The organism is Burkholderia sp. AU32262 (assembly GCF_020419985.1).
Classification (GTDB): domain Bacteria; phylum Pseudomonadota; class Gammaproteobacteria; order Burkholderiales; family Burkholderiaceae; genus Burkholderia; species Burkholderia semiarida.
This window is the reverse complement of sequence record NZ_JAIZRS010000021.1, coordinates 104,477-117,389: the sequence shown is the minus strand read 5'-3', so window position 1 is coordinate 117,389 and position 12,913 is coordinate 104,477. Positions and strand designations below refer to the sequence as shown.

Annotated in this window: 14 protein-coding genes; 9 read left to right on the top strand and 5 right to left on the bottom strand. The window is 69.3% G+C overall.

All coding sequences use genetic code 11. The features are described 5' to 3' along the window. Nucleotides 1-88 precede the first annotated feature (88 nt). Nucleotides 89-1,027, top strand: a complete 939-nt coding sequence (gene blaPEN-bcc / locus LGN10_RS24055; protein WP_226225237.1) for a PEN family class A beta-lactamase, Bcc-type — start codon at nucleotides 89-91, stop codon at nucleotides 1,025-1,027. An 829-nt stretch (nucleotides 1,028-1,856) separates the two neighbouring features. On the opposite strand, the gene LGN10_RS33830 is transcribed toward blaPEN-bcc, so the two are convergent. Genes LGN10_RS33830 through LGN10_RS24040 form a run of 3 tightly spaced genes read right to left on the bottom strand, consistent with a single transcriptional unit; the run spans nucleotide 1,857 to nucleotide 4,091 of the window. Continuing rightward, nucleotides 1,857-2,009: a hypothetical protein gene (locus LGN10_RS33830; protein ID WP_226225236.1), complete on the bottom strand. Its 153-nt coding sequence runs from the start codon at nucleotides 2,007-2,009 to the stop codon at nucleotides 1,857-1,859. Nucleotides 2,010-2,055: 46 nt separating this feature from the next. Beyond that, nucleotides 2,056-3,432, bottom strand: a complete 1,377-nt coding sequence (locus LGN10_RS24045) for a sensor histidine kinase (RefSeq protein ID WP_060968636.1) — start codon at nucleotides 3,430-3,432, stop codon at nucleotides 2,056-2,058. Next, nucleotides 3,429-4,091, bottom strand: a complete 663-nt coding sequence (locus LGN10_RS24040) for a response regulator (protein ID WP_226225235.1) — start codon at nucleotides 4,089-4,091, stop codon at nucleotides 3,429-3,431. The genes LGN10_RS24045 and LGN10_RS24040 overlap by 4 nt, the downstream gene beginning before the upstream one ends. A gap of 233 nt (nucleotides 4,092-4,324) precedes the next feature. On the opposite strand from LGN10_RS24040, the gene LGN10_RS24035 reads away from it, so the two are divergent. From LGN10_RS24035 to LGN10_RS24005, 7 genes are all read left to right on the top strand, one after another. After that, entirely contained in the window at nucleotides 4,325-4,678 is a 354-nt protein-coding gene (locus LGN10_RS24035; RefSeq protein ID WP_060310603.1) for a NirD/YgiW/YdeI family stress tolerance protein, read from the top strand. Nucleotides 4,679-4,733: 55 nt separating this feature from the next. Beyond that, complete coding sequence (locus tag LGN10_RS24030; RefSeq protein ID WP_089465703.1) at nucleotides 4,734-5,594, top strand: MurR/RpiR family transcriptional regulator; 861 nt, start codon at nucleotides 4,734-4,736, stop codon at nucleotides 5,592-5,594. A 54-nt stretch (nucleotides 5,595-5,648) separates the two neighbouring features. Continuing rightward, entirely contained in the window at nucleotides 5,649-6,074 is a 426-nt protein-coding gene (locus LGN10_RS24025) for a GNAT family N-acetyltransferase (RefSeq protein ID WP_059584579.1), read from the top strand. Between the two features lie 201 nt (nucleotides 6,075-6,275). Beyond that, entirely contained in the window at nucleotides 6,276-7,943 is a 1,668-nt protein-coding gene (locus tag LGN10_RS24020) for an ankyrin repeat domain-containing protein (RefSeq protein WP_226225234.1), read from the top strand. A gap of 144 nt (nucleotides 7,944-8,087) precedes the next feature. Beyond that, a complete protein-coding gene (locus LGN10_RS24015; RefSeq protein WP_226225233.1) occupies nucleotides 8,088-8,948 on the top strand; it encodes an isocitrate lyase/PEP mutase family protein in 861 nt (286 codons plus the stop codon). Between the two features lie 345 nt (nucleotides 8,949-9,293). Further along, nucleotides 9,294-9,560, top strand: a complete 267-nt coding sequence (locus LGN10_RS24010; protein ID WP_059584584.1) for a YodC family protein — start codon at nucleotides 9,294-9,296, stop codon at nucleotides 9,558-9,560. A 111-nt stretch (nucleotides 9,561-9,671) separates the two neighbouring features. Next, a complete protein-coding gene (locus LGN10_RS24005; RefSeq protein WP_226225232.1) occupies nucleotides 9,672-10,832 on the top strand; it encodes a cytochrome P450 in 1,161 nt (386 codons plus the stop codon). A gap of 30 nt (nucleotides 10,833-10,862) precedes the next feature. Here LGN10_RS24005 and LGN10_RS24000 read toward each other — a convergent pair whose 3' ends face one another. Beyond that, nucleotides 10,863-11,189: a superinfection immunity protein gene (locus LGN10_RS24000; RefSeq protein WP_059584586.1), complete on the bottom strand. Its 327-nt coding sequence runs from the start codon at nucleotides 11,187-11,189 to the stop codon at nucleotides 10,863-10,865. A gap of 90 nt (nucleotides 11,190-11,279) precedes the next feature. Further along, complete coding sequence (locus LGN10_RS23995) at nucleotides 11,280-11,699, bottom strand: rhodanese-like domain-containing protein (protein ID WP_226225231.1); 420 nt, start codon at nucleotides 11,697-11,699, stop codon at nucleotides 11,280-11,282. 114 nt (nucleotides 11,700-11,813) lie between these two features. On the opposite strand from LGN10_RS23995, the gene ftrA reads away from it, so the two are divergent. Next, entirely contained in the window at nucleotides 11,814-12,776 is a 963-nt protein-coding gene (gene ftrA / locus LGN10_RS23990; protein ID WP_226225230.1) for a transcriptional regulator FtrA, read from the top strand. Nucleotides 12,777-12,913: the final 137 nt, after the last annotated feature.

Sequence of the window (12,913 nt, the reverse complement as noted above, 5' to 3'; positions counted from 1 at the left end):
GTAAAGTGCCGATAGTGCTGCCTCGGCGGCCGGCCGTTTTCAACGCGCCAACCACGTTTCGCCGCCGTTCCACCACGAGACAACCGACATGACCTACTCATCGAAACGTCGATCCCTGTTGCTGGCCGCCGCGACGGCGCCGCTCGTTCTTACCGTCACCGCATGCGCGTCGCGACAGGCCGCTGCGCCGGACGCCGCCACGGCGGCAGCGGCGGCTGCCGCGGACGCCATTGCGCCTGTTGCTGCTGCGACGACGCTGGCCGATCTCGAACGCGACGCGGGCGGCCGTCTCGGCGTGTGCGCGATCGACACGGCGAGCGGCCGGGTCATCGAGCATCGCGCGGGCGAGCGCTTCCCGTTCTGCAGCACGTTCAAGGCGATGCTGAGCGCCGCGGTGCTTGCGCGGAGCGTCGAGCAACCGGGCTTGCTGCAACAGCGCGTGACGTATACGAAGGCCGATCTCGTCAACTATTCGCCGGTATCGGAGAAGCACGTCGGCGCGGGCATGACGGTCGCCGCGCTGTGCGAGGCCACGATCCAGTACAGCGACAACTCGGCCGCGAACCTGCTGATGAAGCTGATCGGCGGACCGTCGGCGGTCACGGCCTACGCGCGCTCGATCGGCGACGACACGTTCCGTCTCGATCGATGGGAGACCGAACTGAATACCGCGTTGCCGGCCGACCCGCGCGACACGACGACGCCGGCCGCGATGGCCGCCAGCCTGCGCGTGCTGACGCTCGGCGACGCGTTGCCGGCCGCGCAGCGTGAGCAGCTCGTCACGTGGCTGCGCGGCAACAAGGTCGGCGACAAGCGAATCCGCGCGGGCGTGCCGGCCGGGTGGACGGTCGGCGACAAGACCGGCACCGGCGACTACGGGACGACGAACGACGTGGGCGTCATCTGGCCGACGTCGCGCGCGCCGATCGTGCTGGCCGTGTACTACACGCAGACGCGAGCCGATGCGCGGGCGAAGGACGACGTGATCGCGTCGGTCGCGCGCATCGTCGCGCGGACGTTCGGCTGAGCGGCGCGGCACGGCAGGGCGCGACAGGCATCGCGCACGCCGCGGGCGCATCGTGCCGCAGTCGTGACCCGCGCGATCAAACGTTGTGCGATCAACGACTTAGCTCGCGCATGCTCAGGATATCCACATGCTTGCCAACAAAAAGTGTGGACAAGCCCGCGCGCAGCGGGCGCGCCGCGCGGCGCGCGCCGTCGTGCCGCGTTTGAAGCAGCGCGGACAAAGTCTTTCGGATCAAGCGCTTGGCCGCGGTATGCGCAGGCTATCCACACGCTTGCCAACACAATCTGTGGACAAGCACCGCAGCCGGCGCGGCGGGCGGCGCATCACGTACCGCAGCGGCATGCAACCGGCGCTTGGCCGCCCGTGTGCCGTTTCTAGGCGGCGCGGACAAAGTCTTTCGGATCAAATGCTTGATCGCGGTATGCGCAGGCTATCCACATGCTTGCCAACAAAATTTGTGGGTAAGTGGGCGATGCAGGTTCGGTCCGCATGCAGCGGTCATGACGGGGGGCGGGCGTCCGTTGTCGCGGCGTCGTGACGCGATGTGCGGCGAAGGGTGCGCGCGACGGCCATCACGTGCGCCGCGTCTGCATCACGCGTGCCAAAGTCCATCGGATCAAGGGTTTAGCGTCGCGGTGCGCAGGATATCCACAAGCTTGCCAACATTTTCTGTGGAGAAGTCGGCGGTCGCGATTCGGCCGATGTCATGCGCCGCCACACGTCGCACACGCGGACTCGCGCCGTGCAGATATCGGCCACGCCAGACCTTCTGGATGAAGCTGCGTCGAGATGAATCCCGGCTGCCGCTTCATGAACGCCGCGTCGGCCTTCAGACGACGAGAAAGTCGGCTTCGTCGGCGGCCGCCAGCGTGAAGCGGCCGATGTGAGCGCGTGCTTGCCGCAGTCCGGCGCGTTTGCCGCGCACCGATGACAAACCCTTTCCGATCAACGGCTTGGTGCCGTTAATGGAGGGGTTGTCCACAAGCTTGCCAACATAATCTGTGGACAAGCCGCCCGCCGCCCGCGCATCAGGCCGGCCGCGGGAAGCGCACCGTGACGGTCAGCCCGCGCCCGCCGCGCGAGGTCGCGAGCGCGACGGTCGCGCGATGCTGTTCGGCGATCCGCTTGACGATCGACAACCCGAGCCCGCTTCCCGACGACGTGACTGCCTGCGCGCCTTCGCCGCGATAGAAGCGCTCCCACACGTCGGTGCGTTCTGCCTCCGGAATGCCGGGGCCGTCGTCGGCCACCTCGAGCACGGGCGTCGCGCCGTCGATGCGCGCGGACACGTCGACGCGCGCGCCTTCGCCTGCATAGCGGATCGCGTTGTCGACGAGATTGTTCAGCAGCACGCGCAGCGTGTCGGCATTGCCCGCGGCCATCACCGGTGCGTCGACGATCGCGCCGAGATCGATGCGGTGCGCGTCGGCGACGCGCGCGCGGTCCGACACCACCGAGCGGCACAGCGCGGCGAGATCGACCGGCGCCGACGCGGCGACGGCCGCCTGCGCATCGGGTTCGAGGCGCGCGAGCGTCAGCAACTGTTCGGCGAGGTGGCCGAGGCGCGTCGTGCCGGCGTGGATCTGCGCGAGGATGCGCTCGCGCTCCTCCGCGGTCGCCGCGCGCCGCAGCAGTTCGGACTGGATCGACAGCCCCATGATCGGCGTGCGCAATTCGTGCGCGGCATCGGCGATGAAGTGCCGCTGCAGCGTGAACGAGCGGTCGAGGCGCGCGAGCAGGTCGTTGATCGCCTCGGCGAGCGGGCGGACCTCGTTCGGCATCGATGCGACGTCGACCGGCTCGAGATTGTTCGCATTCCTGCGTTTCAGGCCTGCCGCGATCGCCCGCAGCGGCTGCAGCCCCGCGCCGATGCCGAACCACAGGCCCAGCGCGAGCAGCGGCAGCATCGAGAACACCGGCCACAGCAGATGGACGGCGATGCCCGCGATCGCTTCCCAGCGCGCATGCCGCGCCTGCGCGAGCCGGATCGTCGTGCCGCCGCGCTCCGTCACATAGGTGCGCCACGGCTGGCCGCCGACGTCGACGCTCGCGATGCCCTGCTGCGCGGGTGGTGGCAGCTTCGAGTCGCGGTCGGTCGAATACACGAGCGTACCGTTGCGCCACACCTGCAGCAGCACCGCATCGGGGTCGCTCGCCTCGAAGCCGTGCTTGCCTCTGGCGCGGTTGCTGAACGACAGCTCGCCGTTCGGGCCGACGACGATCTGTTTCGACATGCTGCGCATCTGGTCGTCGAGCAGGTCGTCGAGTTCGCGCAGCGCGCCCCAGTAGGTGCCGGCGCTCGCGACCAGGCCGATCACGCAGGCGGCCGGCATCAGCCACGTCAGCAGGCGCCGCCGCAGCGATGCGTTGCGCCAGCGCGCGATAGCGCGTTGCACGCGCGTCACGTGCCGTCACCGATCCGGTACCCGACGCCGCGCACCGTGCGGATCACGTCGTGCCCGAGTTTCTTGCGCAGGTTGTGGATATGCACCTGCACCGCGTTGCTCTCGATTTCCTCGCCCCGGCTGTACAGCCGTTCCTCGAACTGTTCGCGCGAAATCACCGCGCCCGGTTCGCGCATCAGCTCGTGCAGCAGCACGAATTCCTTCGGCGACAGCGGCACTTCGTCGTCGTCGAGCCAGACGAGGTGCTTGACGGGATCGAGCCGCAGCGGGCCGATCGCGAGCGTCGTCTGCGCGCGGCCCGCATGGCGGCGGTTGACCGCGCGGATGCGGGCGAGCAGTTCGTCGAGCTCGAACGGCTTGACGAGATAGTCGTCCGCGCCGCTGTCGAGGCCCGCGATGCGGTCGGGCACGCCGTCGCGCGCGGTGATGATGATCGCGGGGAGGTTTTCGTCGCGGCGGCGCAGCGCGGCGAGCACCGACAGGCCGTCGCGGTTCGGCAACCCGAGATCGAGCAGCAGCAGCCCGTAGCCGGTCGTGCGCAGCGCGAGCGACGCGGCGTCGCCGTCCTTCACCCAGTCGACCGCGAAGCCTTCCTGTTTGAGGCCCTGTTCGAGCCCGCTGCCGATCAGCGGATCGTCCTCGACGAGCAGTACGCGCATGGATTCGTGTCTCTTCAACGGGGGCGCCGCGGCGCCCGGGGTTCCCATGATAAGCGCGCGCATCTTAGGTCTGGCTTAAATGCGCGCGGTGCGTGGCCTCGTTTCGTACTCGTCCGATGCGGCGCCGTGTCACTTCGGCATGCCCTTCAGGTTTGCTTAATCTTACGGTCCGTAATCTGGCGCTGTCGCGTTCAACGAAGCGCGGCGCCACATCGAAGAAGAGGAACGAGATCATGAAACACCTGGCCAGAATCCTGATGATTGCACTCGCCACGCTGCCTGCCGCCGTCCATGCGCAATACACGGGGCCGTCCGCACTGACCACGACGACCGTGAAGGAACTGCTCGCGAATGGCAAGGACGACCAGCACGTGCAGTTGCAGGGGCGCATCGTCAAGCACGTCGGCGGCGAGGATTACGAATTCGCCGATGCCACCGGTACGATCCGCGTCGAGATAGACCACAAGCTGTGGGCAGCCGGCCAGCCCGTCAGCGACAAGAACGAAGTGAAGCTGACCGGCGAATTCGAGCGCAAATGGTCGGGCAGCGTGAAGGTCGACGCCGATCACGTCGAAGTGCTGCGCTGACCGGTGGGCGCGGGGCCGGTGATACCATGGACGACCGGTTCCCGTTCCCACCAAGATGGCCGCCAATTTCGACGAACTCGCGTCCCGGATCCGGGCGCAATTTTCCGAGCTGAGCCCGCAATTCCAGGCGGGCGCCGCCTTCCTGCTCGATCATCCCGACGAAGTCGCCACGTCGTCGATGCGCAAGGTCGCGCAGCGCGCGCAGGTGCAGCCCGCGTCGCTCGTGCGGCTCGCGCAGCAATTCGGCTTTCCCGGCTGGAACGAGCTGCGCGACCTGTGCGTCGCGCGCGTGCGCACGCGGCCCGAGCCGCTCACGCAGCGCGCGCGCTCGCTCGTGCGGCCCGACGCGAAGGCGTCGCTCGCGCACGATCTGCTCGCCGCGCAGCAGCACAACCTGTCGGCGACCGCCGCGCAGAACGAGCACGCGCTCGCGGATGCGGCGAGGCTGATCCGCAAGGCATCGCACGTGCACGTGGCGGGCTTTCGCTCGTGCTATCCGGTCGCGTTCGGTTTCGTCTACGGCTACCGGCTGTTCCGTCCGACCGTGTCGCTGCTCAACGGCGTCGCCGGTTCGCTCGAAATGGAGTTGCGGACGATCGCGAAGCATAGCGTGACCGTGATCGTCAGCTTCGCGCCGTATTCGGCCGAGGCGACGCGCGTCGCGCAGGCCGCGAAGGCGCAGGGCAGCCGGATCGTCGCGATCACCGACAGCGCGGTGTCGCCGATCGCGCTGCACGCGGACGCGCAACTGATCTTCACGCACGACAGCCCGTCGTTCTTTCCGTCGCTGGTGGCCGCGCACGCGATGGCCGAGGCGCTGGTCGCGCAGTTGCTGGCGCTCGAAGGCAGCGATGCGATCGCCGCGCTCGAGCGGACCGAGGCGGAACTGCACGCGAAGGGCGCGTACGTCGTTTGACGGGCGCGGGATGTGCGGTTTCAGCGAACCTTCATTGATGACCCGACGCAATCGATGACGTTGACCTATGCAGTGACCGACGCGGGCGACGCGGACGTGCGCAAGCAGATCGTCGCGCCGCTCATTCGCTTCAACGAAAGCCAGGCCGGCCCGGTCGACTTCCGGCCGCTGGCCGTGATCGCGACCGACGCGGCCGGCGCGGTGGTCGGCGGCCTGTGGGGCGGCACGGCGTTCGGCTGGCTGCATGTCGACCTGCTCGTGGTGCCCGAGGCCGCGCGCGGGCAGGGCGCCGGCACGCGCATCATGGATCTGGCCGAACAGGAGGCCGTCGCGCGCGGCTGTCACAGCGCATGGCTCGACACGTTCGACTTCCAGGCGCGGCCGTTCTACGAGAAGCGCGGCTATGTCCGCTTCGGCGAGCTGCCAGATTATCCGGTCGGGCACACGCGCATCTTCCTGACGAAGAAACTCGCGGGCTGAACGGCGTCGCTGCTGCGCGCATGCGCGATGCCGCGCGATTGACGATGCCGACGGCCGTCGCCTACGATACCGGGCAGCGATGCAGGTCGCTTCCGGGTCCGCGGAAAGGGTTCAACCCACCTGTCGCAGCCAATCCAGTCTTCCCCATCCTTCGTGCTGGCGGTATTGCGGACCTTCGGCCATCCATGCACAAGGATCCGCATGAAAAAGCTGCCTCCCGACGCTCATCCCGATCATCTGAAAAAGCAGGCCAAGGCGTTGTTGCGCCTGTACCGGCAGGGCGATGCCGATGCCGTCGCACGCTTCGTCGCATTCCTGCCCGCCGCCGCGAACCGCACGCATGACGAAACGCTCGCGCTCGGGCTTCGTCTGCACGACGCGCAGTCGTGCATCGCGCGCGAGTACGGTTTTGCTTCTTGGGCCGATCTCGGCGCGTTCGTCGAAACGCATGCGCTCGCGCGGCAAGCGCGGTCGCTGCTGATGCGGCGCTGGCTCGACCACGCGTACGGCGCGGAGGTGACCGGCGGCGTCGACGCAGCCCGGCCGCGGGTGGCCGCGCAATTGCTGCACGACCATCCCGATCTCGTGTCGGCGGACCCGGCGATCGCATGCGCGGCCGGCGATCTCGCCGCGGTGAAGGCGGCGCTGGCCGCCGATCCCGGCTGGGTCGCGCGCGCCGGCGGTGTGCTGAAGCTGCCGCCGCTCGTCGCCGTCACGCATTCGCGGCTCGGGCAGCTTCCCGAATTCGCGGCCAGGTTGCGTGCGTGCGCGCGCCATCTGCTCGACGCGGGCGCCGATCCGAACCAGCGGATCGGCAACCGGTATCCGCCGGCCTCGCTCGCCGAGCCCGACGAGTCGGCGCCGCTGTCGGCGCTGTATGGCGCCGCCGGCGTCAATCGCGATCCCGCGCTCACCGCGATGCTGCTGGAAGCCGGCGCCGATCCGAACGACGGCGAATCGCTGTATCACTCGGTGGAAAACCCGGCATGCACGCGCCTGCTGCTCGAGCACGGCGCCCGGGTGGGCGGGACCAATGCGTTGCGGCGCGCGCTCGACATGCCGGACGCGGCCGCGCTCGAGCTGCTGCTCGCGCATGGCGGCGACCCGAACGAGCCGGCCGGCGAAGGGCCGACGAAGACGTGGGGCGCGCCGTTGCTGCGCGCGATCGCCGTGCGTTGCCCGGCGCGCCACGTCGCCGCGCTGCTGGCGGCCGGCGCCGATCCCGGCGCGCGGACCGCCGCGGGCGTCAGCGCGTATCGGCTCGCGATGCAGACCGGGTTGTCCGAGGTCGCGGCGCTGTTGCGCGCGGCCGGCGCGCAGGAGGCGCTCGATGCGCAAGACGCGTTCATGGCGGCCTGCGCGCGCGCCGATGCCGACGACGCACGGCGTATTCAGGCGAAGCATCCCGAATTGCCCGGCGCACTGTCCGACGACCGGCTGCGGCTGCTGCCCGACGCCGCCGCATGGGGTTCGCGCGACGCGGTGAAGGCGATGGTCGAACTCGGTTGGCCGATCGCCGCGCGAGGCGGCGACTGGGACGCGAGCGCGCTGAATCACGCGGTGTTCCGCGGCGATGCCGAGCTGCTGGCGTTCCTGCTCGCGCACGGCGCAAGCTGGCGCGAGATGCACGGATTCGGCAGCGACGCGCTCGGTACGCTGTCCTGGGCGTCCGTCAACGAACCGGAGGGCGTCGGCGATCCCGACTGGGAAGCGTGCGCACGCGTGCTGATCGCGCACGGCGTGCCGCAAGCGGTACGCGATCCGTCGAATCCGGAGGGCGTGCTGATCGACGGTCGCGCGATGCGGTTCTCCGAGGCCGTCACCGACGTGTTGCTCGGCATCGACGGCGGGCGGCCCGCATCGACGTGAACCGACGCGGGCCGCCCGGCGTGGTGGCCGGCAGCCCGGACGCCAGCGTCTTTCCTGTTGCGCGACGACATTTCGGCGAAAGCTGAAACGTCGCGTGCACGACCGGCGTAAGCTCATCCGTCAACACCTTCCCGGGAGTTCGCGATGACCCGTTCCGACCTGCAAGCCCGCCACGCCGAAGCTTTCCGTGCGCTGCACACGCGCCCCAGCGCGTTCATCATCCCGAACCCGTGGGATGCCGGCACCGCGCGCCTGCTCGCGATGGCCGGCTTCGAGGCGCTCGCCACGACGAGCGCCGGCTACGCGTTTTCGAAAGGGCGCCCCGACAACGCGATCGAGCGCGACGCGATGCTCGCTCATATCGCCGAGCTCGTCGCCGCGGGCGGCCTGCCGGTGAGCGCCGATCTGGAGAACGGCTTCGGCGACGCGCCCGACACGGTGGCCGAAACGATCCGGCTGGCGGCCGAGGCGGGCGCGGTCGGCGGCTCGATCGAGGACGCGACCGGCCGCGCCGATACGCCGATTTATGCGCGCGACGCGTCGGTCGAGCGCATCGCGGCGGCCGTCGACGCGGCGCGCGCGCTGCCGTTTCCGTTCACGCTGACCGCCCGCTGCGAAAATTACCTGCACGGCCGCCGCGACCTCGACGACACGATCGCACGGCTCGTCGCCTATCGTGACGCCGGCGCGGACGTGCTCTATGCGCCCGGCATCACGGATCCCGACGAAATCGCGGCCGTGACGCGGGCGGTCGGCGCGCCCGTCAATGTCGTCATGGGTCTGCAGGGCGGGTTGCTGAGCCTCGACGCGCTGGCGGCGCTCGGCGTGAAGCGTGTCAGCGTCGGCGGCGCGCTGGCGCGGGCCGCGTTCGGTGCGTTCCTGCGCGCGGCGACGGAGATGCGGCGCGACGGCACGTTCACCTTCAGCCGGGCAGCCGTGCCGGGGCGCGATATCAACCGCTGGTTTGCGGCGCCGGATAATTCGCCGGTTTTGTTCGATGAATGAGCCCCAATAAAATCCGGAATCGTTTCCACTTAAGCATTGGTTGACGATAATCAATCGGTTTCGCGTCCGCATTAATCGCAGACGCTGACGCGAAAATCGTCGTTTATTCTCCGCATTCCGCTCCGATCGGCTGCCGCCGGCGCGCAAACCGCGCCGGGCCTGACGCGCGGCGAGCCGCCATCCGTGCCGATACCGCGCATTGTTGCAGGTTCCAGTTCAGAACGTTTCAGTGCGTGGGAGTTGCGGGATGATTTTTTTGATTGATAATCTGCGGCACGTTCCAATGATCGGCGAGTGCCTGCCGGGAATATCAATATATTGAATATATAAAAAGCTGAGAGAGCGATGACGATCCGAGAAAATCACCGCGTCGGATTTCGCGTGGGCGATGTCGTGACGCTGAAAACGGGCGGGCCGCGCATGACCGTCACGTATGCCGGGCCGGTCGTGTTCGACGACGGCGACTGGCTGATCTGCCAGTGGTTCGACGAAAGCGGCGAGTTCCGGCAGGAAATGTTCCATCACGACACGGTGGTGCCCGAGCCGCGCGCGATTTCGGCCGGACGGGTCCGGCTGCGCATGCAGTCGCTCCGCTCGCGGTCGGCGGCCTGACGCCGGCCGCCGCGATGCCGCGACGTGTCACGCGTGGCGCGCGGCGCCCGTGCGACGACATTTCACGCCATCCCGAAACATGCGGCGGCGCGCGGCGCCGATACTGAGCGCATGAACCCGACCGATCCTGTTGCCGCGGTCACGCACCGCGATCCCTATCCCTATTACGCAGCGCTCGTCGACGGGCCGCCGCTCGCGTTCGACGCGACGCTCGGCCTGTGGGTCGCGAGCCGCGCGGCCGCCGTGACGGCCGTGCTCGGCCATCCGGCCTGCCGCGTGCGGCCGCTGGACGCGCCGGTGCCGCCCGCGTTGCGCGGCACGACGGCCGGCGCGCTGTTTGGCGAACTGGTGCGCATGAACGACGGCCCGTCGCGACACGACGTACCGAAGCAGGCGTTGCGCGCGGCGTTCGCGCCGATCGATACGGATGTGCTGCGCGATCGCGCCGACGCGCTTGCCGCGCGGCGGTTACCGGCGCCCGGCGATGTCGACGCGCTGAACGCGTGGTGCATGACGGTGCCCGTGTGCGCGGTTGCCGATCTGCTCGGCTTCGACGAAACGCAGCTCGACGACATTGCCGCTCGGGTCGTGGAGTTCGTCGCCGCGCTGTCGCCGCTATCGGATGCCGCGGCGCTGGCGCGCGCGAGCGACGCGGCGCGGCACCTGCTCGACCGGATGACGGAACGCTTCGCGCGGTCGCATGCGCACGACGGCACGCTGGTCGCCGCGGTACAGCAGGCGGCCCGTGCGTCGGGCTGGCACGCGAGCGGCGCGCGCGTCGCGAATCTCGTCGGGTTGCTGTCGCAGACGTGCGAGGCGACGGCCGCATGGCTCGGCAATGCACTCGTGGCATGGAACGGCGAAGCGGGCACGGTGCCGGATGCCGCCGCGCTCGACGCATTCGTCGCCGAAGTCGGGCGTTTCGATGCGCCGGTGCAGAACACGCGCCGCTTCGTCGCGGCGCGCACGACGATCGAAGGCGTGCGCGTCGAAGCCGGCGATGCCATCCTCGTCGTGCTTGCCGCGGCGAACCGCGATCCGGCCGTGCATCGCGATCCGCACCGGCTGATGCCGGGCCGCGTGTCGGGGCCGAATTTCGGCTTCGGCACGGGGCCGCATGGGTGTCCGGGCGAGCGGATCGCACGGGCGGTGACGGCGGGGGCGTTCGCGGCGCGGCTGCGTGCGGGCGGCTGGCCGCCGCGCGACGCGCTGAAGTGGGATTACCGCGCGTCGACCAACGTCAGGATGCCGAAGTTCGACGCGATACGGTGAAGCGGGGAAGAGCGGCTTGACGGCAGGGGCTTAACGGCAGCCTTGCTTTTCCGCCCATTGCTCCTGCGCGGCGACGCGGCGTTGCACGCGTTCGACGAGGCCGGTCGAGAAGGTCCGCATGCTGACGCCGCGGCGCTTCGCGAGGATCGCCTGCGCGACGTCGGTGCGCGGGTTCGGCTGGCATGCCCAGTACAGCGTCATCAGCCAGCCGATGCCCGTCCATGCGAACAGTGCGTTGAACATCGCGATCGTCAGCTTGTCGTGCCGGCCGCGCCGGTCGGCAATGACGGCCGGCAGGAAATAGAGCGCGATCGCCGCGACTGAACCGGCCACTTGAATCAGGACTGCATCATGCATGGTGCTGCTCCGTCCGAACTGCAATGAGGCTGATTGTCGCGCTTTTTCCGTTCGTGTGCAGGCAATTGATTGTTGCGCTTTTAGTGACGATCAGGCGGCTTCGGCGTCCGCCGGCTGGTCGTCGTTGCTCAGCGCGAAACCTTCGTCGAGCCAGCCCGTCACGCCGCCGATCATCAGCTTGACCGGGCGGCCCAGGCGCGCGAGCCGGACCGCCGCGCGCGCGGCGCCGTTGCAATGCGGCCCCGCGCAGTAGACGACGAACAGCGTGTCGGCCGGGTAACCGGCGAGCTTGCCTTCGATGATCTTGCGGTGCGGCAGGTTGCGCGCGCCGGGCACGTGGCCGGCGGCGAACAGATCGGGGCCGCGCACGTCGAGCAGCACGAAATCGGGCGTGCCGGACGCGAGGGCATCGTGTACGTCCCAGCAGTCGGTCTCGAAGCGCAGCGATGCGTCGAAATGCGCGAGGGCGGCCGGGCTGTCGGCGGCGGGGATGTCGGTGACGTGGGACATGGTCGGGCTCTCCGGGTTGAACGGGCAGGAAACGCGCCGCAATGAAGGGCAGTATCGCGGTTCCGCGCGTTTCGCGGCAGTGGCGCGATCGACAAGTTCCGGTAACATCGCGCCATGCACAATCATCTCGTCGTCGCGCTCGCCTACGATCGCCTCTGCACGTTCGAATTTGGCTGCGTGGTCGAACTGTTCGCGCTCGAGCGCCCGGAACTCGGGGTCGACTGGTATCGCTTCGCGGTGTGCGCGAGCGAGCCGGGGCCCGTGCGCGCGGCAGGCGGCATTACCGTTGCCGCGCCCTACCGGCTCGCGATGCTCGATCGCGCGGACACCATCGTGATTCCCGGCTGGCGCGATCCGGACGAGCGTCCGCCCGAGCCGTTGCTGAAGAAGCTGCGGGCCGCGCACCGGCGCGGCGCGCGGCTCTGCTCGATCTGTTCGGGCGTGTTCGTGCTGGCGGCGGCCGGCGTGCTCGACGGCCTGACCGTGGCGACTCACTGGCGGTATGCGGAACGTCTGCAGGCGCGTTATCCGGCGCTGCGCGTGAATCCGGATGCGCTGTACGTCGACGAAGGGCGGATCGTCACGTCGGCCGGCTCGGCGGCGGGGCTCGACATGCTGCTGCATCTGGTGCGCCGCGATCATGGCGGCGCGATCGCGAACCGCGTCGCGCAGCGCCTCGTGCTGCCGCCGCATCGCGACGGCGGGCAGGCGCAGTTCGTGCCGCGTCCGGTCGCACCGGGCGGCACCGACCGGCTCGCGAAGCTGATCGACTGGATGCGCGCGCATGCGGCCGAGCCGCACACGCTCGCATCGCTCGCCGCGCAGGCCGCGATGAGCACGCGCACGCTGCAGCGGCAGTTCGCGGATGCGACGGGGATGTCGCCGCTCGCGTGGCTGATCCGCGAACGCGTGAACGTCGCGAAGGACATGCTCGAAGCGCAGCCCGCGTTGTCGCTCGCGCAGATCGCGGCGCGCGCGGGGTTCGGTTCCGAGGAATCGCTGCGCCGGCATTTCCGGCGCGTCGCGGCGACGAGCCCGGCCGCGTACCGGCGCGGGATGGATCGCGGCGGCACGTAGCGCGCGCCGGGCAGGGCCGCGCGTGCGCGACGATGAAAAGCGCGACTCATGTGGCGGCGGCCGCTCATTCCGAACAACGATGCCGTCCCGCACGCGAAGAAGGATGCGGGTGAACCGACGCGGCGGCTGTGGCGCGA

Coding starts and splice junctions, on each gene's coding strand:
- blaPEN-bcc (WP_226225237.1), top strand. CDS start 89: ATGACCTACTCATCGAAACGTCGATCCCTGTTGCTGGCCGCCGCGACG.
- LGN10_RS24040 (WP_226225235.1), bottom strand. CDS start 4,091: ATGCGCGTACTGCTCGTCGAGGACGATCCGCTGATCGGCAGCGGGCTC.
- LGN10_RS24035 (WP_060310603.1), top strand. CDS start 4,325: ATGAAACACCTGGCCAGAATCCTGATGATTGCACTCGCCACGCTGCCT.
- LGN10_RS24030 (WP_089465703.1), top strand. CDS start 4,734: ATGGCCGCCAATTTCGACGAACTCGCGTCCCGGATCCGGGCGCAATTT.
- LGN10_RS24025 (WP_059584579.1), top strand. CDS start 5,649: ATGACGTTGACCTATGCAGTGACCGACGCGGGCGACGCGGACGTGCGC.
- LGN10_RS24020 (WP_226225234.1), top strand. CDS start 6,276: ATGAAAAAGCTGCCTCCCGACGCTCATCCCGATCATCTGAAAAAGCAG.
- LGN10_RS24015 (WP_226225233.1), top strand. CDS start 8,088: ATGACCCGTTCCGACCTGCAAGCCCGCCACGCCGAAGCTTTCCGTGCG.
- LGN10_RS24010 (WP_059584584.1), top strand. CDS start 9,294: ATGACGATCCGAGAAAATCACCGCGTCGGATTTCGCGTGGGCGATGTC.
- LGN10_RS24005 (WP_226225232.1), top strand. CDS start 9,672: ATGAACCCGACCGATCCTGTTGCCGCGGTCACGCACCGCGATCCCTAT.
- LGN10_RS24000 (WP_059584586.1), bottom strand. CDS start 11,189: ATGCATGATGCAGTCCTGATTCAAGTGGCCGGTTCAGTCGCGGCGATC.
- LGN10_RS23995 (WP_226225231.1), bottom strand. CDS start 11,699: ATGTCCCACGTCACCGACATCCCCGCCGCCGACAGCCCGGCCGCCCTC.
- ftrA (WP_226225230.1), top strand. CDS start 11,814: ATGCACAATCATCTCGTCGTCGCGCTCGCCTACGATCGCCTCTGCACG.